This is a genomic window from Flavobacterium esculini (assembly GCF_048284325.1).
In the GTDB taxonomy this organism is placed as follows: domain Bacteria; phylum Bacteroidota; class Bacteroidia; order Flavobacteriales; family Flavobacteriaceae; genus Flavobacterium.
Genome location: NZ_JBLVPI010000013.1, coordinates 23,719 through 47,970, shown reverse-complemented (window position 1 = coordinate 47,970; position 24,252 = coordinate 23,719). Strand labels below are relative to the sequence as shown.

18 protein-coding genes and 1 other RNA gene are annotated in these 24,252 nt (G+C 32.6%); 10 read left to right on the top strand and 9 right to left on the bottom strand.

Annotated elements, in window-relative coordinates; all coding sequences use genetic code 11:
* Nucleotides 1-129: 129 nt before the first annotated feature.
* The 3 genes from aroC (at nucleotide 130) to ACNQGG_RS11965 (ending at nucleotide 4,974) form a co-directional block, all read left to right on the top strand.
* On the top strand, nucleotides 130-1,194 hold the full coding sequence (aroC, locus tag ACNQGG_RS11975) for a chorismate synthase (RefSeq protein ID WP_417964267.1): 1,065 nt from the start codon (nucleotides 130-132) through the stop codon (nucleotides 1,192-1,194).
* 68 nt (nucleotides 1,195-1,262) lie between these two features.
* Entirely contained in the window at nucleotides 1,263-2,543 is a 1,281-nt protein-coding gene (locus ACNQGG_RS11970) for a dicarboxylate/amino acid:cation symporter (protein ID WP_417964265.1), read from the top strand.
* 208 nt (nucleotides 2,544-2,751) lie between these two features.
* A complete protein-coding gene (locus ACNQGG_RS11965) occupies nucleotides 2,752-4,974 on the top strand; it encodes a response regulator (RefSeq protein ID WP_417964263.1) in 2,223 nt (740 codons plus the stop codon).
* Nucleotides 4,975-5,068: 94 nt separating this feature from the next.
* Here the strand turns inward: ACNQGG_RS11965 and ACNQGG_RS11960 are convergent, their stop codons facing one another.
* The 4 genes from ACNQGG_RS11960 to ACNQGG_RS11945 all read right to left on the bottom strand — a co-directional run bounded on the left by ACNQGG_RS11960 (nucleotide 5,069) and on the right by ACNQGG_RS11945 (nucleotide 8,474).
* Entirely contained in the window at nucleotides 5,069-5,260 is a 192-nt protein-coding gene (locus ACNQGG_RS11960) for a hypothetical protein (protein ID WP_417964261.1), read from the bottom strand.
* A 156-nt stretch (nucleotides 5,261-5,416) separates the two neighbouring features.
* The gene (locus ACNQGG_RS11955) at nucleotides 5,417-5,893 is read right to left on the bottom strand and encodes an Hsp20/alpha crystallin family protein (RefSeq protein WP_417964259.1); all 477 of its coding nucleotides are present in this window, start codon (nucleotides 5,891-5,893) and stop codon (nucleotides 5,417-5,419) included.
* 176 nt (nucleotides 5,894-6,069) lie between these two features.
* A complete protein-coding gene (locus ACNQGG_RS11950) occupies nucleotides 6,070-7,323 on the bottom strand; it encodes a DEAD/DEAH box helicase (protein ID WP_417964257.1) in 1,254 nt (417 codons plus the stop codon).
* Between the two features lie 122 nt (nucleotides 7,324-7,445).
* Entirely contained in the window at nucleotides 7,446-8,474 is a 1,029-nt protein-coding gene (locus ACNQGG_RS11945) for a formimidoylglutamase (RefSeq protein WP_417964255.1), read from the bottom strand.
* Between the two features lie 105 nt (nucleotides 8,475-8,579).
* On the opposite strand from ACNQGG_RS11945, the gene ACNQGG_RS11940 reads away from it, so the two are divergent.
* Nucleotides 8,580-9,464, top strand: coding sequence for a hypothetical protein (locus tag ACNQGG_RS11940; protein WP_417964253.1), 885 nt, complete (start codon nucleotides 8,580-8,582; stop codon nucleotides 9,462-9,464).
* A 49-nt stretch (nucleotides 9,465-9,513) separates the two neighbouring features.
* Here the strand turns inward: ACNQGG_RS11940 and hutI are convergent, their stop codons facing one another.
* Together hutI and ACNQGG_RS11930 are read right to left on the bottom strand one after the other, a co-directional pair.
* A complete protein-coding gene (gene hutI, locus ACNQGG_RS11935; protein WP_417964251.1) occupies nucleotides 9,514-10,752 on the bottom strand; it encodes an imidazolonepropionase in 1,239 nt (412 codons plus the stop codon).
* An 8-nt stretch (nucleotides 10,753-10,760) separates the two neighbouring features.
* Entirely contained in the window at nucleotides 10,761-11,810 is a 1,050-nt protein-coding gene (locus ACNQGG_RS11930) for a glutaminyl-peptide cyclotransferase (RefSeq protein ID WP_417964249.1), read from the bottom strand.
* 88 nt (nucleotides 11,811-11,898) lie between these two features.
* Here ACNQGG_RS11930 and ffs point away from each other — a divergent pair.
* The 3 genes from ffs (at nucleotide 11,899) to fsa (ending at nucleotide 13,764) form a co-directional block, all read left to right on the top strand.
* Nucleotides 11,899-11,996, top strand: an RNA gene (gene ffs, locus ACNQGG_RS11925) — signal recognition particle sRNA small type.
* Between the two features lie 126 nt (nucleotides 11,997-12,122).
* The gene (locus tag ACNQGG_RS11920; RefSeq protein WP_417964247.1) at nucleotides 12,123-12,926 is read left to right on the top strand and encodes an SDR family oxidoreductase; all 804 of its coding nucleotides are present in this window, start codon (nucleotides 12,123-12,125) and stop codon (nucleotides 12,924-12,926) included.
* A 181-nt stretch (nucleotides 12,927-13,107) separates the two neighbouring features.
* Nucleotides 13,108-13,764 carry a fructose-6-phosphate aldolase gene (gene fsa / locus ACNQGG_RS11915; RefSeq protein ID WP_416847582.1) on the top strand — a complete coding sequence of 219 codons (657 nt, stop codon included), beginning with the start codon at nucleotides 13,108-13,110 and terminating at the stop codon, nucleotides 13,762-13,764.
* 113 nt (nucleotides 13,765-13,877) lie between these two features.
* Here the strand turns inward: fsa and ACNQGG_RS11910 are convergent, their stop codons facing one another.
* The 3 genes from ACNQGG_RS11910 to ACNQGG_RS11900 form a co-directional block, all read right to left on the bottom strand.
* A complete protein-coding gene (locus tag ACNQGG_RS11910; protein ID WP_417964245.1) occupies nucleotides 13,878-15,347 on the bottom strand; it encodes an MFS transporter in 1,470 nt (489 codons plus the stop codon).
* Between the two features lie 195 nt (nucleotides 15,348-15,542).
* Nucleotides 15,543-16,244 (bottom strand): LytR/AlgR family response regulator transcription factor, encoded by a 702-nt coding sequence (locus ACNQGG_RS11905; protein ID WP_417964243.1) that lies wholly within the window; start codon nucleotides 16,242-16,244, stop codon nucleotides 15,543-15,545.
* Nucleotides 16,234-17,148 (bottom strand): sensor histidine kinase, encoded by a 915-nt coding sequence (locus ACNQGG_RS11900; RefSeq protein WP_417964241.1) that lies wholly within the window; start codon nucleotides 17,146-17,148, stop codon nucleotides 16,234-16,236. The genes ACNQGG_RS11905 and ACNQGG_RS11900 overlap by 11 nt, the downstream gene beginning before the upstream one ends.
* 414 nt (nucleotides 17,149-17,562) lie before the next feature.
* Here ACNQGG_RS11900 and ACNQGG_RS11895 point away from each other — a divergent pair, with 414 nt between their 5' ends.
* From ACNQGG_RS11895 to nagB, 3 genes are all read left to right on the top strand, one after another.
* Nucleotides 17,563-20,592 (top strand): SusC/RagA family TonB-linked outer membrane protein, encoded by a 3,030-nt coding sequence (locus ACNQGG_RS11895; protein ID WP_417964239.1) that lies wholly within the window; start codon nucleotides 17,563-17,565, stop codon nucleotides 20,590-20,592.
* Between the two features lie 10 nt (nucleotides 20,593-20,602).
* Entirely contained in the window at nucleotides 20,603-22,183 is a 1,581-nt protein-coding gene (locus tag ACNQGG_RS11890) for a RagB/SusD family nutrient uptake outer membrane protein (RefSeq protein ID WP_417964237.1), read from the top strand.
* A gap of 107 nt (nucleotides 22,184-22,290) precedes the next feature.
* Nucleotides 22,291-24,228 carry a glucosamine-6-phosphate deaminase gene (nagB, locus tag ACNQGG_RS11885; protein WP_417964235.1) on the top strand — a complete coding sequence of 646 codons (1,938 nt, stop codon included), beginning with the start codon at nucleotides 22,291-22,293 and terminating at the stop codon, nucleotides 24,226-24,228.
* The last annotated feature ends 24 nt before the right edge of the window (nucleotides 24,229-24,252 follow it).

The following is a 24,252-nucleotide window of genomic DNA, read 5'->3' as shown; positions in this document are numbered from 1 at the left end:
ATAAATAGTTTTTAATATGAATTTAAAGCCAATAAATACGCATTGTTTTTTTTATAGTTTATCCTGAAATCTCTGGATAAGCTTTTAAACTTTAAACTAAAATAGTACTTTTGTTCAAAACTTAATATAATGGCAGGAAATAGCTACGGAACACTATTTAGAATTACAACTTTTGGAGAATCACACGGAGAAGCTTTAGGCGGAATAATCGATGGTTGTCCTTCCGGAATAGCAATAGATCTTGAAGCAATTCAATTTGAAATGTCAAGAAGAAAGCCAGGTCAATCGGCTATTGTTACCCAAAGAAAAGAACCAGATGATGTGCAATTTCTATCTGGAATTTTTGAAGGCAAAACCACTGGAACACCTATTGGTTTTATAATTCCCAATACCAATCAAAAATCAGACGATTACTCTCATATAAAAGATAATTACAGACCTAGTCATGCTGATTATGTATATGAAAAAAAATACGGAGTACGTGATTATCGTGGAGGTGGGCGTAGTTCTGCCCGTGAAACTGCTAGTAGAGTAGTAGCGGGAGCGATTGCAAAGCAAATGCTACCCAAAATCAAGATTAATGCTTACGTTTCTTCTGTAGGTCCTATATTCTTGGAAAAACCATATCAGGAATTAGATTTTTCAAAAACAGAAAGTAATCCTGTTCGTTGTCCTGATGAGGCATCAGCAATAATCATGGAGGAATACATACGAGATATTCGCAAACAAGGGGATACTGTAGGTGGAACTGTAAGTTGTGTGATTCAAAATGTGCCTATTGGTTTAGGAGAACCTGTTTTTGATAAACTTCATGCTGAGCTTGGTAAAGCAATGTTATCCATCAATGCTGTAAAAGGTTTTGAATTTGGAAGTGGATTTGAAGGTGTCAAAATGAAAGGAAGCGAACACAATGATTTATACAACCCTGATGGAACAACTAAAACCAATCTTTCAGGTGGAATTCAAGGCGGAATAAGCAATGGAATGGATATCTATTTCCGTGTGGCTTTCAAGCCAGTTGCAACAATTATGCAAAAACAAGAATCATTAGACAATAAAGGGAATATTACTGAAATGACAGGAAAAGGACGTCATGATCCGTGCGTAGTTCCTCGTGCAGTTCCTATTGTAGAAGCTATGGCGGCTATAGTACTAGCTGATTTTTATTTGATTAATAAAACCTATTTAAAATAGAATTGCATACTCTGTATTTTGACGAGCTAAATACGGAACCATAACCTTGAAATCAATTTGCGAATTTAATGACTACAACTACAACCAAGAAACCATCATTTTTTTCAGGCTTAACAGGCCAAATTCTAATAGCAATGCTATTAGGAGCCATTTTAGGAATTGTTATTCATAATTTAATTTCTGCAGAAGCAGCCCAATCATTTAGTAATAAAATAAAAATGCTGGCTACAGTTTTTATTCGATTGGTTCAAATGATAATTTCGCCATTAGTATTTACAACTCTTGTAGTAGGAATTGCTAAATTAGGGGATATTAAAGCGGTAGGAAGGATTGGAGGAAAGGCATTAGGTTGGTTTTTTACAGCCTCATTTATATCCTTATTATTAGGGATGTTTTTTGTAAACTTATTGGAACCAGGAGTTGGACTTAATTTGTCAAATGTTGATTTAGCGTCTGTTTCAGAAGTGACCGCAAAAACTCAAAATATATCTTTCGAAAACTTTATCGAGCATATTGTTCCTAAAAGTATTTTTGAAGCAATGGCGACTAATGAGATTTTACAAATTGTTATTTTTTCTATTTTCTTCGGCTTAGCGGCAGCAGCTCTAGGAGATTATGTAAAACCAGTTATAAATGCATTAGACAAAACATCTCATATTGTTTTAAAAATGGTAAACTACGTAATGAAGTTTGCTCCAATAGGCGTTTTTGGTGCTATTGCAGGGGTATTTGCCGTAAGAGATTTTCAGGAATTAGCAATTACATATTTCAAATTCTTTGGTTCTTTCTTAATAGGAATTTCGTCAATTTGGATTGTATTAATACTAATAGGTTATATTTTTCTTAAAAGAAGAATGACAGTTTTGCTTAAAAGAATTGTAGGTCCTATAATCATTGCCTTTGGTACAACAAGTAGCGAAGCTGTTTTTCCTAAACTTACGGAAGAATTAGAGCGTTTTGGAGTAAAAGATAGAATTGTTTCTTTCATGTTGCCATTGGGATATTCCTTCAATTTAGACGGGAGTATGATGTACATGACATTTGCCAGTATTTTTATAGCACAGGCTTATGGAATTGATTTGGATTTAGGAACACAAATGACAATGCTTTTGGTATTGATGCTTACAAGCAAAGGAATTGCAGGTGTACCAAGAGCAAGTTTAGTTGTAGTGGCGGCAACGTGTGGCATGTTTAAAATTCCTATTGAAGGAATTGCTTTAATTTTACCAATAGATCATTTTTGTGACATGTTTCGTAGTGCAACTAATGTTTTAGGGAATGCACTAGCTACATCAGTTGTTGGGCAATGGGAAAATGAAAATGAAAATGAAATTGTGTCAGAGGAATAACTAAATTTAATTTTTATAAAACCAAAAACCTATTTGATTTTTTCGGATAGGTTTTTTGATTTGAATTATCTACTCAGGTTCAAACCAACTATAACTTTCTTAATATTTTATTTTTAAAAAATATAATTTTTGGTTTTATGGTATTATAAACAAAGAGCGTATTTTTCTTATTAATATATTTGTATATTTGGCTTAAGAATAGCAACATATGTATCAAATTAGAATCGTTTTATCATTATTATTAGCATTAAATATTTTTAATGTTAATTGTTATTCTTTACCTCCAACTCACTCAAAAAAAGAGATTTCAAAACTAACAAAAGAAGCATCGAAATACTTGCGTAGTTCTAATTTTGAAAAGTCATTAATAACTTCAAGACTCGCTTTGCATCATGCAATAAATGCTAAGGACGATAATCTTATAGCGAATTCTTATAATACAATTGCCTCTAATTATGAGAAATTATCAGAATATGATAAAGCCATCTTTTTTTTTAAAAAAGCCTTAATCTATGGTAATAAAACTTCTAATGATACTATAAAGTCCTGGATCAATAATAATTTGGGAAACATATATTGTTTTGAAAAAAAGCAATATAAAAAAGGAATAAATTATTATAAAAACTCATTAATATACAGTAACAAAATAGCCGATTCAAGTAAAATTGTCTTGACAAAACTCAATATCACATGGGCTTATTTTGATATTGATCTTTTTGATGAAGGTTTTCCATATTTAAAATTTATCAATAAGTACCATAAAAAATATGGAGATGGGTCATCAGTTGTAGCCTTAAATATGCTCAATGGAATGTACTACGGTTTTAAAGGAAATCATGCAAAAGCGACGGCATCATTTTTAAATGCTATAAAATTAGGAAATGAAGGAATTGAGAAATCAGATTTGTCATTTACGCATCAGGAATATTCTAAGTATTTATTAAATAATAAGGAATACAAAAAGGCTTACGAAAATCTAGCAATTTATAATAAAATTACAGAAGAACTTAATAATAAAGAGATACTTAAAAAGGCTCATATGGCCGGCATTAATCTTGAATTAGACGAATATAAAAGAGAGATTGATAAAATTGAAACCGAGAAAGATTTACAATATCAAAGTTTGAAGAAATCTAAAATTATTGTCATATTATTTATCGTTGTATTGTGTTTCTTATTAATCCTGCTTTATACTTTATTTAAAAATAATAATTTCAAGAAAAAAACAAACAAAGAACTGTCTCTTGCCAATGACAAATTGGTTATTGCTAAAGAAAAAGCGGAAGAAGCATCAGTACTGAAATCACAATTTGTTTCTACTATTACGCATGAATTAAGAACACCTCTATACGGAGTGGTTGGAATTACTAATATGTTATTAGATGAACATAAAGAGTTAGCTAACAGTCCACACCTGAGTTCTCTCAAGTTTTCAGCAAGATATTTATTGTCACTGGTAAATGATGTTCTCCAAATTAATAAAATTGAAGAAAACAGAATCGTTCTTGAAAATCTGACCTTCAATATTTCGGATGAGATAAACATGATTAAAAACTCATTGTCATTCATCGCAAAGAATAATAATAATTTTATTATTGTCAATATTGACTCGGCAATTCCGGAATATTTGATTGGAGATAAATTACGGCTCTCCCAGATAGTGATAAATTTAGTGAGTAATGCACTGAAATTCACCAAAAATGGAGAGGTGTTTATAGATGTGAATTTAGTGAAAGTAACCAATAAGTCTCATTTTATAGAGTTTAAGATAAAGGATACTGGTGTAGGAATTGCAATTGAGGATCAAGAGAAGATTTTTGAAAAATTTGTCCAAGTTGGAAGAAAAGAAGTAGATTATCAGGGTACGGGGTTAGGCTTATCAATTGTGAAGCGTTTATTAAGCCTATTTGGAAGTGATATTACACTAGAAAGTACAATTGGAGTTGGAACGGTATTTACATTTACGATTGCTTTTGAATTTGACCCTGAGAAAACCAATGAAATTATAAATAATATCCCGGTTGATTTAAGTTCTAATAGACAATTGAAGGTTTTAGTTGTTGAAGACAATAGAATCAATCAGATTGTCACTGAAAAAATACTCAAAAAAAATAATTATACAAGTACACTTGTTGATGATGGCTATAAGGCAATCCAAATTCTTGAAGAAGAGAATTTTGATATTATTTTAATGGACATCAATATGCCTTTAATCAATGGTTTTGAAACTTCAAGAAGAATTCGTTTTAAAGGAATTGAAACTCCTATTATAGCATTAACTGCATTTGATAAAGAAGAAATTACTGAGGAAGCTATTTCAGCCGGTATAGACGATATTATAGTAAAACCTTTTGATTCGGTTAAGTTATTTAAAATTATCAATGTCTTAATAACAAAAAATAAAAGGAGCGATTTAACAACGGTTTCTTAGTTTTGATTCTATCAAATTCCTTTCAGTATCGAATAATAAGCATAAAAAAATGGAGTCTATAAAAGCTCCATTTTTTTATTGCAATACTTATTTTTTAAATAAAAAGCACCTCGTTTTCTTTGGAATACATTTGCAGCAATAATGGATGTGGTGTTTTTTTATTTCCCGAAGCATCAAGAGTGATTTTTATTTCAAGTTTTGGATGAGTTAATTCGAACTCTTTATTTTGAAAGTTTCTATCTATTAAAGATTGATTTTTTTTGAAAAAATGTTTCGACGGCTTCATAATATCACTTTTTGATGTTATTTTTAATTGTTTTCTAATGAATTTGGATTGGTAGAGAAACTAATGAGCCAAAATTAAAATCGTTAAACCAACGCTTAAAATGGCTTAACGATTTTAATCTATTGTTTAATATTAAGGATATATTAAAAATAAATTTTATTTGATAGCAATAGTTTTATGTTCTTTTCTCTTAGCGCCTTCTTTTTTAGCAATAACAATATGGAGAATTCCATCGTTGTAACTTGCTTCTATTTTGCTTTCATCTATATATTCGGGTAGATTAAAAGATCTGAAAAAGGATTGATAACTAAATTCTTTTCGAATGTAATTATCTTTTTTTCTTGTTTCTTCTTTCTCTTCTTCTTTTTCTGAAGAAATCATCAGCATGTTGTTGTCAATTTCAACTTTGAAATCTTCTTTTTTTAAACCTGGAGCAGCTAAATCAACTTCTAATTTATCTTCCGTTTCTTTTAAGTTTACAGAAGGTAAATTACTGCCAATGGCTGTAAAATTTTTATCAGCCCAATCAAAAAGATCTCGGGATACAAAATCATCAAAAAATGTATTCACTGACGGAAATAGGCCAGTGTTAATCGAAGGGAAAGCGCTGTTTCTTTTAACTAAATTTTCCATAGTGTTTAATTTTAAATGTTTAAATAAGTTAAATCAAATTTAATAAAATTATCACTTAAAAAAGAGTATTTTGTATTCAAAACGTTGAATGTAAGTCTATTAACGACAAAATGCCTTTTTAACGGAAGTTAAAAAGGCATTTCTTACAGCGGAAAATTTAGTTCCGGAGAAAGGTATTAATACCAGCGTTTCTTATTTTGTTTTGAAACTTCTGATTTTCTTGATTTATGGGCTCCACCACTTCGATTGGAGTTTTTTTGTGCACCAGCTGGAGCAGTTTCCGGACTTCCTGAATGCCATGGATAAGGATGATCATTTACTGTCTTTACGTCCACTTTTATTAGCTTTTGGATGTCTTTCCAATACGCATGTTCGTCTTTGCTACAAAAAGAAATAGCAATTCCTCCATTTCCGGCACGACCCGTTCTACCAATTCTATGGACATACGTTTCAGGAATATTTGGTAAATCAAAATTGATAACAAATGGTAACTGGTCAATATCAATTCCTCTTGCCGCAATATCAGTGGCGACTAAAACGCCTACTTCTTTATTTTTGAAAGCATCTAAAACTCGTTGTCTTGCATTTTGGGATTTGTCACCATGTATGGCTTCAGCAGCAATGTTATTTTTGCGTAAAGCTTTTACAACATTATCTGCACCATGTTTTGTTCTGGAAAAAACCAACACATCGGATAGATTTTCATTTTTAATTAAATGATAAAGCAAATTCCTTTTTTCCGTTTTTTCAACAAAATAAACGCGTTGCTCCACATTTTCGGCAGTTGATGATACTGGTGAAACTGTAATTGTTGCCGGATCAGTAAGAAACATTTCGGCTAATTCTCTAATGGCAATTGGCATTGTTGCAGAGAAAAATAATGTTTGTCTGTTTTTTGGCGTAAGCTTTACAATTTTCTTTACATCATTTACAAATCCCATATCAAGCATTTGATCTGCTTCGTCAAGAACTAAAGTATGTAAGTGATCTAAATCAATAAAACCTTGTTTGTGTAAATCAAGTAATCTTCCTGGTGTTGCTACCAAAATATCGACACCATTTCTTAGGGTATCAACCTGAGGATTTTGTGAAACTCCACCAAAAATGGTCAGTTGAGTCAAGTTGGTATATTTACCGTAAGTATCAAAGCTTTGTCCAATTTGAACGGCTAATTCTCGGGTTGGAGTAACGATAAGAGCACGAATTTGTTTGGCTTTTTTAGACGAACCCACAATTCGGTGTAATTGATGTATGATTGGAATTGCAAATGCAGCTGTTTTTCCTGTTCCTGTCTGTGCACATCCTATTAAATCTCTACCAGCTAATACTAGAGGAATCGATTGTTCCTGAATAGGAGTTGGACTTGTATAGCCTTGTTCAAATACGGCTTTTTGTATACTTTTTGAGAGTGATAAATCTTCGAATAACATATTTTTGGTATTAAATATCTTGTATTAAGTACATAGATAAGGGAGCAAAGATAGTGTTATTTATCGATTAGGTTAAATGAGTTATTCGTTTAACCCATTTGCCGATTGAACAGTTCTGTAATTTACTGGTTTGCTTTTATAAAATCGGTTATAAGATAGCCTATAAGTTTACCTATTAAATGATTGTTTTTGTCTTCTCCTAAATCAGGTGCACCTTCGCAGATATGTAAATAGGTAGCATTTTTATTTTTTGCAAAATAAGAAACAAATTGGCGAAGTTGTTCTACAGAGAAACCACTCAATGTCATTGCACTACATGCGATATTGGGGATTGCATCAAGATCGATCTCAATTCCGTAAAAATCGTCGTTGATAAATTCTAAAGCCTGAGCCATTTCCTGATTGAAATCTTTTTCTTTTCGAATGTTTACACTATCATAAGTATTGTAGCGAACACGGTCTTCAATTTTTTTGATTATATCCAAAACGCTTTTTGAAGTATAATTCTCGTGCAAACCAAAAATAAAATACTTTTTTAGAAAACCTTCTTCGAAAGCATATGAAAAGCCATTCCCACTGTGTCGTCCTTCTAAAATTCTGAAATCAGAATGGGCATCAAAATTTATAGCATTGACAGGTTTGCCTTTAGCAAGAGCCGCACCTTTTATATTTCCATAGGCATTATTATGTCCTCCACCAATAACTATTGGCGTTTTTCCTAATTTTAGAATATTAAAAATTATATGAGAAACATCCTTATCAATTTTTTCTACCAGTTTACTTAGTTTGGAACGATCGTCAATATCATTAAAATCTAAATATTCCACTTCTTTCATTTCATCAGCAACGTTCAATTGTCCTAAGACAACCAGTTGACTTCCTTTGCAAAAACGATTGTGCTGAATATTAGCAATGCTTTTTATTGCACTATCCCAAGCTGATGCCGCACCAGGTCTGCCAAAATTGGCTCTTATGCCTATATCTTCCGGTATTCCTAATAATACATATTTAGCATCGCAAGTTTTAAGAAACGCAATAGGATCAGCCTCTTTTGGAACTGTTATCATTTTCTCTCCAAACTTTATTTCACCACTTCGATGGTTCGTTATTTTTGCGAGATCATTGATTGTAAACGGGATAATTTTTTCCATTAAAAAAAATATTTTTTTTTCAAAAATAATATAATTGTGTTAACTTACGTTATTACTTAGTTATATATTGTTAAATTTGTATAAAATAAAAATTAAAATCAAATTATGGAAAATCAAAAAAGCAGTTCAAGTCTTAAAGCGGTTATAGCGGTTTTAGCAGTTTTGTTAGTGGGAAGTTTAGTGTATATTTTTAAAATGACTTCTGATGCTGATGTAGTTAAAACAGAATTAAAATCTACATTGACCGAAAAAGAATCCGTTATGAAAGATTTACAAGAATTAAAATCTACTTATGATGCTGCAATTGCGGAAAATACATCAATGTCTGATGAATTAATTCAAGAAAGAGATAAAGTGGTAAACTTAATGTCTGATTTAAGTAAATCTAAAGGTGATGTAGCTTCTATGTCAAAATATAAAACACAATTCATTGCTTTGCAAGGAAATATGAAAGTTTTAATGGCCGAGAATGAAGGGTTGAAAAAACAAAATACAACTTTAACTACGCAACGTGATAGTACGGTTGTAGTATTAGGAGAAACTAAAAAGAATGTTGAAGCGTTAACAGGACAAAATGAAGAACTGGCTAAAGCTGTTGAAAAAGGTTCAAAATTAACTGTTTTAAACACAAGAGGTTCAGCTTTCAAATTAAGAAGTTCTGGAAAACAAATAGAAACTGATAAAGCAAGTAGAGCAGATGCTCTTAGAGTTAGTTTTACAATTGCTGAAAATCAAATTGCACAATCAGGAGATAAAACGTATTACGTTCAAGTAATTGATAGTAAAAATAATGTGGTAGGAGATAAAAAAACAGAGACTTTTGGAGATAATACTTTAACATACAGTTTTGCAACTAATGTTAAATATGAAAATAAAACGGTTAATGTTTCACAGGATTTAAAAGGAAAAAATTTCGAAAAAGGAAATTATTTTGTAAATGTTTTTGATAAAGGTGAATTAGTTTCTAAAACAAGTTTTACTTTGAAATAATCGTTTAAAGCATCAAATAAAAAAAGAGGAACATTATGTTCCTCTTTTTTTATTCAAAAATTTCACCTTCTATTAATACAGCGTCAATAAGATTACTGCCAAAAGCATAAGGCAATTGATAGAAGGAGGGAATACGTTTTGTGATAATAAGGTTTGCTTTTTTACCAATAGTTATACTTCCATGGGTTTCTGAAATTCCCATAGCGTACGCTCCATTTATTGTAGCAGCATTTATGGCTTCTTCCGGAGTCATTTTCATTTTGATACAAGCAGTAGCAACCACAAAATTCATATTTCCAGATGGAGTAGAACCAGGATTATAATCCGTTGCTAATGCCAATGGAAGTCCTGCGGTTATCATTTCTCGTGCAGGTGTATAAGGAATACTCAAAAAATAAGAACAGGATGGTAAAGCAACCGGCATAGTTTCCGTATTCTTTAAGGCATTAATATCTGCTGTTGTCATGACTTCAAGATGATCTGCTGAAAGCGCGTGATACTTTATTCCAGCCTGAATTCCTCCAATAGAATTAAACTGGTTGACATGAATTTTTGGCTTTAAGCCAAAGCGAATTCCGGCTTTCATGATTTGTTCCGTTTCTGGAACAGTAAAATAGCCAGTTTCGCAAAATATATCTATAAAATCTGCCAGTTTATTTTTGGCAATTTCTGGAAGCATTTGGTTGATGATTACATCAATATATCCTTGATGGTTTTCCTTATATTCTAATGGAAAAGCGTGAGCACCAAGAAAAGTTGCTTTTATGGTAATAGAATAGTTTTGAGCAAGGCGTTGAATAACACGAAGCATTTTTAGTTCTCCATCAACTGTCAATCCATATCCTGATTTGATTTCTACCGCTCCAGTTCCTAAACGCATGATTTCTTCCAGTCGAGCTTTTGATTGATCATAGATTTCCTCTTCAGTGGACTCGTTGAGTTTTTTTGCCGAATTTAAGATTCCACCGCCACGATTGGCAATTTCTTCATAAGTCAAACCATTTATTCTATCAACGAATTCTTGTTCTCTATTACCTGCATAAACAATATGGGTATGACTGTCACACCAGGAAGGTAAAACCATTTTTCCTGTTGCATCAATAGTTTTATCAGCATTTATTTTAGGCAAATTATCCATTGAGCCAAAATCAGCAATTAAGTTGTCTTTAATTACTACAAAAGCATTTTTAATTGTTGGAAGAATAGCCATTTCAGCACCAGACACTTTTGAAATTGAAGTTTCCCGAACCTGAAGTAATTCCTTTATATTGATGATGAGTGTTGTCATTTGAAAAATTATTCTGAAACTTTTATTTCAAACATTTTATCCCAGTTTTTACCAGTTACGAAAATGGTTTTAGTTTTTGGATTGTAGGCGATTCCGTTTAAAACATCTTCCGGAGTTGCATTAATTAATTTTCTTAAACCAGACATGTCCAAAATACCCTCGACAGCTCCATTTACAGGGTTCACTACAGCGATAGCGTCTTTTTGCCAAACATTAGTATAGATTTTTCCATTAATCCACTCTAATTCGTTGATCGCTTTAATTTTAGAATTCCCAGAATACACATTGATATAGTCAATCATTTTTTGAGTATTTGGATCCATTTTCCAGATTTTCTCTGTTTTGTCCGTTTGATAAATATATTTTCCGTCATTCGTCATTCCCCAACCTTCAATATCTTTATCATATGCAAAGGTTTTTTCTAGTTTTAAAGTTTTTGCATCATAGATAAAACCTGTTTTTTCCTGCCAAGTCAATTGATACATTTTGTCATTTAGAAAAGTAATTCCTTCTCCAAAATATTTTTTATCAAGGTCAACTTGTTTATAGACTTTTCCAGTTTTGTAATCGTATTTTCTAAAATAAGATTTCCCATTTTGACCAGTACTTTCATATAAAGTGTCTTTGTAAAACTCTAAACCCTCGGTAAAAGAAGCCTTGTCGTGAGGATATGTATTGATGATTGTGTATTTCAATAATTTTGGCTGAATATTCGAAACTAATTCTACTCTTGCAGTAGCTTCTGAGTTTTCACCCTCATAATATACTAGAGCTTTTAGGTTTTGGTAGCCTAATTTTTGGTCTTTCAATTCAAATGTTAGTTTGTCAAGTCCTTTTTTTGAAGCTAATTTTTTATCATTTACGTAATAGATAATACTGTCAACCGCTTTCGAATTTGGGTTCGAAATCCCTAATTCTATTACTTCTTGTGGTTGATATTGTTCCTTGAATTTAGAAATATCGAAGGTAAATAAAGTATTTTCGCCTTTTTTTGTCTCATTGCAACTTGCTAAAGTGATTCCTAATAAAATGAAAGATAGGAAGTTATATTTTCTCATAGTTTGATTTTTTGATGCACCAATATACAACGTTATTTTTATAGCTACAAAGCACTTGCAAAAATATAAAAAGTTTGTATATTTGCAGCGGCAAGTCCTACACGACCAGCTCCTGCAGAATCCCCCAGGATGGGAACATAGCAAGGGTACGTGGTTGAGCGGTGCGATGTAGGTCGCTTGCCATTTTTTTTTAAATCTGTCCCGAAGCGTCGGGATATTTCAGATTCTTTTCGAAATACACACAAATAAGTAGTCTTCCTTCGGGAGGATTTTTTTATTTTTGGACCTTTCGTATCATAAACATCAATAAACATGAATAAAATAGTTCTAATTACAGGAGGTTCTTCAGGAATAGGAAAATCTATTGGCGAGTTTTTGCATCATAAAGGTTTTGTTGTTTACGGAACCAGCAGAAACCCGGAACGAATTTTGAATTCTGTTTTTCCTTTGGTCGCTTTAGATGTTCGGGATACGGATTCGATTCATGCGGCTGTAGCCAAAGTAATTGCTATTTCTGGAAGACTGGATGTTGTAATCAATAATGCGGGTGTTGGGATTACGGGACCGCTGGAAGAAATTCCAATGCATGAGATTAAGAATAATTTTGATACTAATTTCTTCGGACCAATTGAAGTGATGAAAGCGGTATTGCCGCAAATGCGTTCGCAACAATCGGGTTTAATCATCAATATTACGTCTATTGCCGCTTATATGGGTTTGCCTTACCGAAGTGTTTATTCAGCGTCTAAAGGCGCTCTTGAACTCATCACGGAAGGGTTGCGTATGGAAGTGAAGGCGTTTGGCGTTCATATTACGAATGTTGCTCCGGGAGATTTTGCGACTAATATTGCTTCGGGACGTTTTCATGCTCCGGTTATTAAAGGTTCTGCTTATGAAAGTCCCTATGGAAATACATTAAAGACTATGGATGAACATGTGGATAGCGGCAGTAATCCTAATGAAATGGCAGAAGCGGTGTATAAAATTATTCAAACTCCGAATCCTAAAATTCATTATAAAGTAGGTGTTTTTATGCAAAAGTTCTCTATTGTCTTGAAGAGAATTTTACCGGATAAAGTATATGAAAAAATGCTTATGAATCATTATAAGTTGTAATTTTGCACCGAATTTTAGTAGCGTGAGGGATTGCAGTGAAAATCCTTTCTAGTCCTGAACTTGTTTCAGGATCATGAAACAAGTTCAGGACTAGGAAAGATTGAAACGCAAAGCCCGACCCGAAGTTTTTCACGAAGGGTCACGCCCAAATTTTAATAACACACAAATTAAATTATATATTATGAAATTTTTTATTGACACGGCTAATTTAGCTCAAATTAAAGAAGCACATGCATTAGGCGTTTTGGATGGGGTTACAACCAATCCATCATTGATGGCAAAAGAAGGTATCACAGGGAAAAATAGCATTTTGAAACATTACGTTGATATTTGTAATCTTGTTGATGGTGATGTAAGTGCCGAAGTAAATGCATTGGATTTTGACGGAATGGTTAAAGAAGGGGAAGAATTAGCTGATTTACACGATCAAATTGTAGTGAAATTGCCAATGACCAAAGAAGGTGTTATGGCTGCCAAATATTTTTCGGATAAAGGAATTAAAACCAATGTTACTTTAGTATTCTCTGCCGGTCAAGCTTTATTGGCTGCAAAAGCAGGAGCTACTTATGTTTCTCCATTTATTGGTCGTTTGGACGATATCTCTACAGACGGTTTGGCTTTGATTGAAGAAATCAGATTGATTTATGATAACTATGGTTATGAAACTCAAATTCTTGCTGCTTCAGTTCGTCACACGATGCATATTGTAAACTGTGCAAAAATTGGTGCCGATGTTATAACTGGACCGCTTTCGGCTATTCACGGTTTATTGAAACACCCATTGACTGATATTGGATTGGCACAGTTTGTTGCTGATTTCGAGAAAGGAAATAAATAAAAAAGTTTGAGAGAGCAGTTTTTAGTCTCAGTGAATTAAATGAAAAAATCCCATCATTGATGGGATTTTTTATTTGGTTTGTTTTTTTGGTTGGTATTATATTGTATTAAAAATTAGTGTCCTCCTCCTTCGCTTTCGATATGATTAATTCCTTGTTTTTTTAATATTTTAGGGCAATAAAAACCGTAGAACCCTAAATATGCAAAACCAATAAGCGGAACAACATAAGAAAAATGTGTCCAAGAAATGCCAAATATTCCGTTTGGACTAGTACTGTCAATATCGCAAATGCTTCCTTGAATCAAAGGAATTACTCCTCCTCCAAGGATCATCATAATTAAGAAAGAAGATGCTTTTCCAGTGTTTTTGCCTAACCCTGCAATAGCCAAATCAAAAATTGAAGGCCACATAATAGATAAGAATAATCCACCAGAAATAAGGAAGAATTTAGCAATTTCGGTATCAGTACAAACTAATCCAATAAACATCATCAGTAAGCCAGAAAGACCAAAAAGCATTAATGTTTTGCCTGCATTTTTACCGCCTATAAAGCTTACGGCAATGAATATTAATATCCAAATAGGATAAATATAAAACGCAGAAACATCATGACCAGCAAATATATTAGCTCCAATAATAACTCCAAAGCCTAAAGCTGGAACAATAAATTTAAGAGCAATATTAGCTATTTTTGAGGTGTTAAAAACATTGACACCACCATTCCAACGACCAATCATTAAACTTCCCCAGTATAATGCTATAAATGGCGAAATGGCATCTTCTAAAATACTGCCAAATTCTGCAGTTTTTAATAAAGCAGGTAAATTACTAATTATAGTTACCTCGGTTCCCACATAGATAAAAATAGCTAACATTCCTAAGTATAGTTGTGGATAATCTAAAATATTGAATTTTTCGTGCGCATGTTTAATTTCCGCTTCTTCTAGTTTTACAGGGTTTTCAATTTTAGAAAAGTTCATAAAAACGGCCACTATTATAAAAGCAAGTCCTAAAATAATGAAAGGCAATTTAATGTCTTCCAGTGAAAGGGAAGTTTTTTTATCGTCACCCATTCCAAACAAAGCGATTCCTAATAAAATGGCACCAATAGTTGTTCCAAAAGAATTTACACCTCCAGCCAAAGTCAGACGGTGGGCTCCTGTTGAGGGACTTCCCATTTTAATAGCTAAAGGATTAGCTACAATTTGTTGGATTGAAAAACCTAAACCTACAGTAAACAAAGCGGTTAAAAAGAATGGAAAACTTTCCATTGTTGCAGCAGGAATAAATAGAAAAGAGCCAATAGCAGAAATAATTAAGCCTACTGAAAGTGTTTTTTTGTATCCAAATTTTTGTAAAACATCAAGTTTTAAGGATACTAAAAAGAAAATTATAGATCCTACAAAGTAAGCAGCATAAAATGCCCATGCGACTAATTGAGATTGTACTTGAGATAAAGTAAATACTTTTTTAAATACTGGGATTAGAATGTCGTTGGCAGACCCAACAAAACCCCAAAAGAAGAAGACGATTATTAATGAGATAAATTGTCCCCATTTGGTTTGTAAATTTTCTGAACTCATGATTGTAAATGGTTTGGTTTTTAGTTTAATTTATTATTTTTTTGCAGTAAGTTGGTAAATGTATTTGTTAAGTAAATTAAAAAAAAATAATTTAGAATAAATATTAGTAGAATTATAGAATAATCACTTTTTGTTAAAAAAAGATACTTTTTTTTCGAAATTTATGCTTTTTCAAATAAAATATTGAAATGGAATTTATTCTAAAATTTTACTTTTTACATCTTTACTATAATTTCGTCCTATGGGTAAAGTGTAAGAAAGTATTTGGATACGGTTCCCTTCTATGGATTTTACCTTGTCTATAGCAATGGTATACGATTTATGAATTCTTACAAATCGGTCTAAAGGTAATTCCTCGGATAAAGAAGTTAATGATTTATGCGTAATATAGGTTTTGTCAACTGTAACGACCTTTATGTATTCTTTCATTCCTTCGATAAACAGAATTTCATCGATCGTTATTTTTACCATTTTTTTATCTACTTTGATAAAAATATGGGGTTCTATTCGATGCATCTCCGTTTTAATATTATTCTTTAAATTGATTTCGGTTGAAATCCTATTGATGCATTTAATAAATCGGGGTAATGGGATTGGCTTTACTAAATAGTCTAAAACGTCTAATTCATAGCTTTCGGCAGCAAATTCCCTAAAGGCAGTGGTGATTACAATTTTAGTTTTGTACTCTATTAATCGGATCAATTCAAAACCAGTCATCATAGGCATATTGATATCTAGAAATACGGCATCAACACTATTGTTATTGATAAACTCCAGTGCTTCCAGTGCATTGCTAAACGTCCCAATAATTTCAAAATCCGCAAAATTGGTAAAATAATTCTGAAGGACTTTTATAGCTAATGGTTCATCATCTACTAAAACACATTTAATCTTCATTATGAATAGGTATTTGTAAAGAGATGATATAATAATTGAACTTTACTTTATGCTCGAAAGTGTATTGGTTTTTGAAAATTAATTTCAACCGCTTTTTAGTGTTTATTAGACCGATACCTTTTTTTGTTTTTGAATGTTGTGAAAGTACAAAATTATTCAGAATTTCAAAACTCAAGACAGTTCCATTAATGACTTTACAGTTGATCTTTATTTTAAGGTTGCCATTATTTATACCACCATGTTTAAAGGCATTTTCTACAAGAGATATAAAAAGTAAAGGAGGAACTTTGACGGCGTCAATATTTGAATCTATATTTATGGCTACTTCTACGTTTTCAAAACGAAGTTTTTCGATTTCAATATAATTTTGAATATAATTAATTTCATTTATCAAAGGAACAAATTTAGTTCCTTCAATATCATATAAAACATATTCCATCAATTTTGAAAGCTTTATAATCACATCAGGAACTTTAGCAGAGGATTCAAGCGATAAAGCATACAAATTATTTAAAGTATTAAAGAAGAAATGAGGCTGAATTTGATTTTTCAAATATTTCAATTCAATTTTAGATTGATTCTCTTTTATGGCTCTATTACGTTCTCTTTCCTTAAGCCAGATTGAAGTTAAATATACCGAAGAAGCTATTGCAAGCACATAAATTTCACCAATGCATACAGCTACAATATGATTCAATTCAAAAGGTTTGTATTCTCTATTGGCTTCTGGCCAAATATCTTCGGAAATAATATAATAGGTTAATTCAGTTTTCAATAAATAAACTACCATTAAACTCAATAGTAATCGTAAACTATATTTAAAATATTTTGAAGTTAATACATAGCGAGGTATAAGAAAATATAGATTGAAATATACTAATGGAATGTGAAGTGAAAATTCCAAAATATTAGATTTTAATGAATATCCATAGTCATTAAAATAAGCGCCCCACCGAAGAAAGTTCATTAAAAAAAATAATCCCCAAAACCAAAAATGGTTTTGAAGTCTGATATCAAATTTTATTTCTTTTTTTTTATTCACTTTTTTACTTAATAATTAATGGTTTATGCATTAAAATAGTAGTTCTTAATTTTTTACAACTTTAATCAATTTGATAATGAAAAACACCTTTTTTTAAATAAAAATATCAAAAAACAGAAAAGAGGTAAAAAAAACACATAAAAAGCGTAATTGAAAAACGCATTGTTGACGGAATTATGTCGTTGGTTTAAAATAAAGGACAGTTGGTATAAATTATTTTTTTTAGAAACTCCTTAAAGATAAATTTACCCCATAACTAACAAAAAACCTTTCAAAATGAAACAAATTATCTTAATCTTTATGATTATTTTTACTTCGCAAGTTATGCTTGCACAAGTAAAAACTGTCAAAGGTTCAGTGACCGATGCTGTCGGTTCACCATTGCCTGGGGCATCTATTACAGTTCAAGGAGATTCAAAAGGAACCATTACCGATATTGACGGTAATTTTTCTATTGAAGTACAAAAAGGACAGACCTTGGTAATTTCTTACCTTGGCTCAGAAACTCAAAAAGTTCTAGTGGGTGATGATAGTGCTATTAAAGTACAATTAAAAGAAGGAGCTTCTACAACACTCACTGAAGTAGTGGTAACCTCTCTTGGTATAAAGAAAACCAGAAAATCATTAACGTATTCTGCTCAAGAATTAAAAGGAGAGGAATTAACTCGTGTTAAAGATGCAAATATCATTAATACAATTGCTGGTAAAATTGCTGGTGTTGCCGTAACAAAAAGTGCCGGTGGTACGGGTGGCTCTACAAAAGTGGTTATTAGAGGAAATTCTTCTGTGAGTAACAACCAACCGCTTTATGTAATTGATGGTATTCCTTTGTTTAATGGAACTTCAGGACAACCTAATAATGCTTTTGGAGATACTGCCGGTGGAAACCGTGATGGAGGTGATGTTGTGTCTCTTATTAATCCTGATGATTACGAAGGTATGACAGTTCTTAAAGGAGCTGCTGCATCAGTATTGTACGGAAGTCAAGGTGCAAATGGAGTAATTTTGCTTTCTTCCAAAAAAGCAAAAGAAGGAAAATCAAATTTTAAAGCTTCGTCAGTAACTACTTTTGAGTCGGCTGCATATTTGCCAAAATTTCAAAATGAATACGTTGCTGTAGCAGGAGGTGAAGAAACTTGGGGGGCAAAAGGAGCTTCTAATGACCATGTGAAAGATTTCTTTAATACTGGAAACACACAAATTACTTCATTGGCTTTTTCTTCGGCTTCGGTACTATCATCTACTACTTTATCTTATGCTAATACAAGTGGATCTGGAATTATTCCAGGAAGCGGTTTAAAGAAAAATAATTTTGGAATTCGTCAAACAGCAAAATTTTTCAATGATAAATTGAATGTTGCCGCTAATGCAAATTATACTACTCAAAAAGTCATCAATAGACCTGTAAACGGGCTGTATTTTAATCCCTTGACCGGTGTTTATTTGATGCCAAGAGGAAATGATTTTTATGCCTACAAACAGAACTTCGAAGTTTTTGATCCTTCAAGAAATATGATGGTTCAAAACTGGATGACTAACAGAGACATTCTTCAAAATCCATATTGGGGAATCAATAGAAATAAGTCAGAAGATACCAATCAATTTTTTAACGGATCGATTGCTTTAGATTACAAAGTAAATAACTGGTTAAGTGTTGCTTCAAGATACAGTTACAATCGTGTTGAAAGTGGTTTTGATAAAAAGATATATGCCACTACACAAGGTACTTTATCTCACACAAACGGAAGATACATAAACGTGAATACTTTAAGCACGCAACGTTATGGTGATTTGATTGCTACAATTAATACTAAATTCAATGAAGATTTTAGTATTAATGCTAATCTAGGAACAAGTATTACCAATACAATTGGAAATCAAAGAACAACTTTGGATTCTGGAATTGGTGGAGGTTTACAAATAGCAAACTGGTTTACATTGGGTAATTTTGTGAACAATGCTGGAAATTTACAAACGTTAGATTCTTCGAAAGAAGTACAATCTGTTTTTGCAGCTACTACTTTTGGATACAAAGACATGTTGTTTTTAGATCTTGCTGCAAGAAACGACTGGTCTTCTACATTAGTTAATACGAATAATTCAGGTTTCTTTTATCCATCTGTGGGTGTAACTGCTATTATTAGCGAAATAACAACTTTGCCAGAATTTATTAATTATGGAAAAGTTCGTGCAACGTATGCGCAAGTGGGGAATGATATTTTTCCTTTTGTTACTTCTCCAACTAATGGTTTTACTTCAGAAGGTAATAAGCCTGCTATTGCAGCTCCAAAACCCGGAACGTCATTGCGTCCAGAATTAAAATCGGAAATTGAAATTGGTACAGAATGGAGAATGTTTAATAACAGACTTGGATTCGAATTGTCATATTATAATTCAGAAACCAAACATCAATATTTACAAATTCTTGCTCCATTAACGAATCCGCTTGGTGTAAAATACTATGGTATTAATGCAGGTAGTATTAAAAATGCAGGTTTTGAAGCAGTAGTTACTGGAAAAATTGTTAAAACTGATACGTTCTCTTGGGATGCAACTGTAAATTACTCTCAAAATAAAAATACTGTTAAGGAAATTCCAGCTGAATTAGGAGGTAAAGTAATTTTGACTGAAGCTGGAGTGAATAACTACCGTTATGTTTTAGAACAAGGTAAACCCTATGGTGTTATCGAAGGTGTAAATATCAAAAGAGATGCTCAAGGCAGAGTACTCTTGAATGCTGATGGTACCATTCAAAAAACAGATTTTGAAGAAGTAGGAAATTCTAATCCAGATTTTATGTTAGGTTTTTCTAACTCATTTAAATTTGGTTCTTTCTTTGCAAATGTACTTATCGATGGAAGATTTGGTGGGAACGTAATGAGTTTAACAGAAGCGGGAAATGACGAATTTGGAGTTTCAAAAGCTACAGGAGATGCCAGAAATGCTGGTGGAGTTGTTATCAATGCAGTTTATCCTGATGGTTCTGCTTATGCAGGAAAATATCCAGCGGAAAGTTATTACAAGCAAACAGGCGGTAGAGCAGGAGCTACAGGAGAATATGTATACGATGCTACCAGTGTAAACTTAAGAGAAGTTTCAATAGGGTATACTTTTAATACTAAAAGATTGCCTTTCTTGCAAACAGCCAGTTTGTCATTAATTGCCAGAAATTTAGGTTTTATTTACAAAGATGCACCATTTGATCCTAATATTTCATTAAGCACAGGGGAAGGTTTGCAAGGTATTGATGTTTACGGAATGCCATCTACAAGAAGTATCGGTCTTAATTTAAACGTAACTTTCTAATCAAAAAATCATGAAATTAAATACTATAAAAAGAACAGCTATTTGTATTTCCTTGCTTGCTGCAGTGAGTTGTACAGATAATTTTGAAGAAATAAATACTAATCCAAACGGTATTACCCCGGAATTATTAGAACAAGATTTTAATCATATTAAAGGTTCATTTGGACCAATGTTCAACAATATAATAGTTCTTACACCAGAATGGAAATACCAAGTGCAACAAGGATTGCAAGGAGATATTTGGTCGGGTTATATGGCTACGGGAACTGCTTTTAGAGGAGGAACAAATAACACTACTTATGATCTGGTGGATGGCTGGAATGGTTTTGCATGGGGATCCGCATATGGAGATGTAATGTTTAATGCTTACAATGTAGAACAAAAAGCAAAAGGAAAATACGATCAGTTTTATGCGCTGTCTTTGATTTTGAAAGTAGAAGGAATGCATAGAATTACAGATACTTATGGTCCTATTGTATATTCAAAATTTGGAACTACTGATCCGGTAATCGCTTATGATTCTCAAGAAGAAGTTTACAATCAAATGTTTAAAGAATTAGATGTTGCAGTTGCTGAATTAACAAAAAGAGTAGATGCAAATGAAACTTCCACATTTGTAACTACTGATCTTTCTTCTTACAAAGGAGATTATAAAAAATGGGTGAAATTTGCCAATTCATTGCGTCTAAGATTAGCTATGCGTATTGTTAAAAAGAATCCGGCTTTGGCAAAAACGGAAGCTGAAAAAGCGATTGCTCAAAAATTTGGTGTGATGACATCAAATGATGATTTATTCAAAGTAGTATCGCCTACTTTCAATAATCCAATTGCAACAATTAGTGCCGCTTGGGGAGACATACGTATGTCAGCCGATATGGAATCAATAATGGGAGGTTATGCTGATCCTAGGTTACCAGTTTTCTTTAATACATCAGTTCAATTTCCAGGTCAGTTCAAAGGAGTTCGTACCGGAATAGAAATTGCTGCCAAAGCTGATCATGTTGATTTTTCAGCAATCGGACCAATTGTAAATTCAAAAGAAATTGTTTTAATGACCACTTCAGAAGTTTATTTGTTAAGAGCTGAAGGTGCTTTAAGAGGTTGGAATATGGGTGGAACAGCACAAAGTTTATATGAAATGGGTATAACTGCTTCTTTTAATCAACATGGTGTTTCAGGAGCAACAGCTTATATTGCTGATAATGTGAAAACGGCAAAAGCGTATGTTGACCCTAATTTTCCTTCTAATAATGGTGTGGCATTAAATAATGTGACTGTTGCTTGGGACGCTGTTGCTACAAATGAAGTGAAGTTGCAAAAAATCATTACTCAAAAATGGATTTCCGGTTTCCCAGAAGGTCAAGAGGCTTGGTCAGAATACAGAAGAACGGGATATCCAAAATTATTACCAGTTCTTAAGAATACCAGCGGTGGAAAAATTGATTCTAATTTAGGGGTAAGAAGGGTAAACTTTGTGCAATCTGAAAAAGATGGAAATGCTGGGGGTATAGCCACTGGACTGACTAAACTGGGTGGAGCAGATACGGGAGGAACTAGACTTTGGTGGGATACTACCGGACCTAATTTCTAAAAAAAAATAAATAAAAAGAATGGAATTTAAATGGTATAAGTGATTCCCATTACTTATACCATTTTAAAAAAAGCATATCTTTATAAATTAGAATTAAAACAAAAAAAATGAAAAGTGCTTTAGAAATTAAACCCGACATTAGCTATAAAAGTGCAGGTAAATTTGAAGAAACTAGATTTGAAAAAATTCATAACGAAATTTTCAAAAACTCAACAGAAGCCTCTGTAATTGTAGCTCAAGAAATTGCCGAATTGATTAAATCCAAACAAGAGAAAAATAAATCTTGTGTCCTTGGTTTAGCTACTGGATCTTCACCTATAAAAGTATATGAGGAACTAGTTAGAATGCATAAAGAAGAAGGACTTAGTTTTAGTAATGTAATTACTTTTAACTTGGATGAATATTATCCAATGACTAAAGAAAACAATCAGAGCTACCATTATTTTATGAATCAGCATCTTTTTAATCATATAGATATTAAGCCTGAAAATATTCATATTCCAGACGGAACAGTAGCCATTGAAGAGCTGAATCAATATTGCATTGATTATGAAATGAATATTAAAAATGCTGGAGGACTCGATTTTCAATTATTAGGAATTGGTCGTACAGGTCACGTAGGCTTTAATGAGCCGGGGTCACACATCAATTCAGGAACTCGAATAATTACTTTGGATCATATTACAAGAGTAGATGCTTCCTCAGATTTTAATGGGATTGACAATGTTCCTAAAAGAGCAATTACCATGGGAGTTTCAACTATTTTAAGATCTAAAAGGATTGTGTTAATGGCTTGGGGCCAAAATAAAGCCGATATTATAAAGAGAACCATTCAAGGAGATATCAGCTCTGAAATTCCGGCTACATTTTTGCAAAACCATACTAATGCAACTTTCGTTTTAGACCAATCGGCAGCTTCAGAATTAACCCGTTTTAAAACACCTTGGTTGGTTGGAGAATGCATTTGGACTCAAGAATTAAAAAGCAAAGCAATTGTTTGGCTTTGCCAAAAAACAGACCAATCTATTTTAAAACTAACCGACAGAGATTACAACAATAATGGAATGTCTGATCTTTTAGCTCAAGAAGGTTCAGCTTACGATTTGAACATAAATATGTTCAATGTGTTGCAACATACGATAACTGGATGGCCGGGAGGAAAGCCTAAGACGGATGATACGTATAGACCGGAAAGGGCTACTCCAGCTAAAAAGAGAGTAATCCTTTTTAGCCCGCATCCAGATGATGATGTGATTTCTATGGGAGGAACTTTTTCAAAATTAATAAAACAAGGACATGATGTTCATGTAGTGTATCAAACTTCTGGCAACATAGCTGTTACTGATGACGAAGCATTAAAATTTGCTGAAGTTTGCAACGATTTTGTAGGTATTGATGAAACTAAAATTAATTTTAAGGAGGTTATCGATTTTTTAAATAATAAAAAAGAAAACCAAATTGATTCTCTTGAAGTTAGAAAGTTAAAAGGACTTATTAGACGCCGTGAATCCTACGCAGCTACACGATACATAGGATTGAAAGATGAAAACATTCATTTTTTGGATATGCCTTTTTACGAAACCGGACAAATAAAGAAAAATCCAATAGGCGAAAAAGATGTAGCTTTAGTGGCGGCTATTATTGCCAAAATAAAACCACATCAAGTTTTTGCAGCAGGAGATTTGGCAGATCCACATGGTACCCACGAAGTTTGTCTGAATGCTATTTTTGCGGCTATGAAGCAATTGAAGACAGAGAAATACATGGATGATTGTTGGCTGTGGCTGTACAGAGGTGCTTGGCATGAATGGGATATTCACGAAATAGATATGGCAGTTCCTTTAAGTCCTGACGAAGTTTTGTTAAAAAGACATGCTATTTTATACCATCAATCTCAAAAAGACAGGGTGATGTTTCAAGGAAACGACTCCAGAGAATTTTGGGTAAGAGCTGAAGATCGTAATAAGAATACCGCAAAATTGTATGATAATTTAGGTCTTGCCGAATATGAAGCTATTGAAGCTTTTAAGCGTTTTAGTTATTAAAAATTATCTTTAAAACCGGACAAA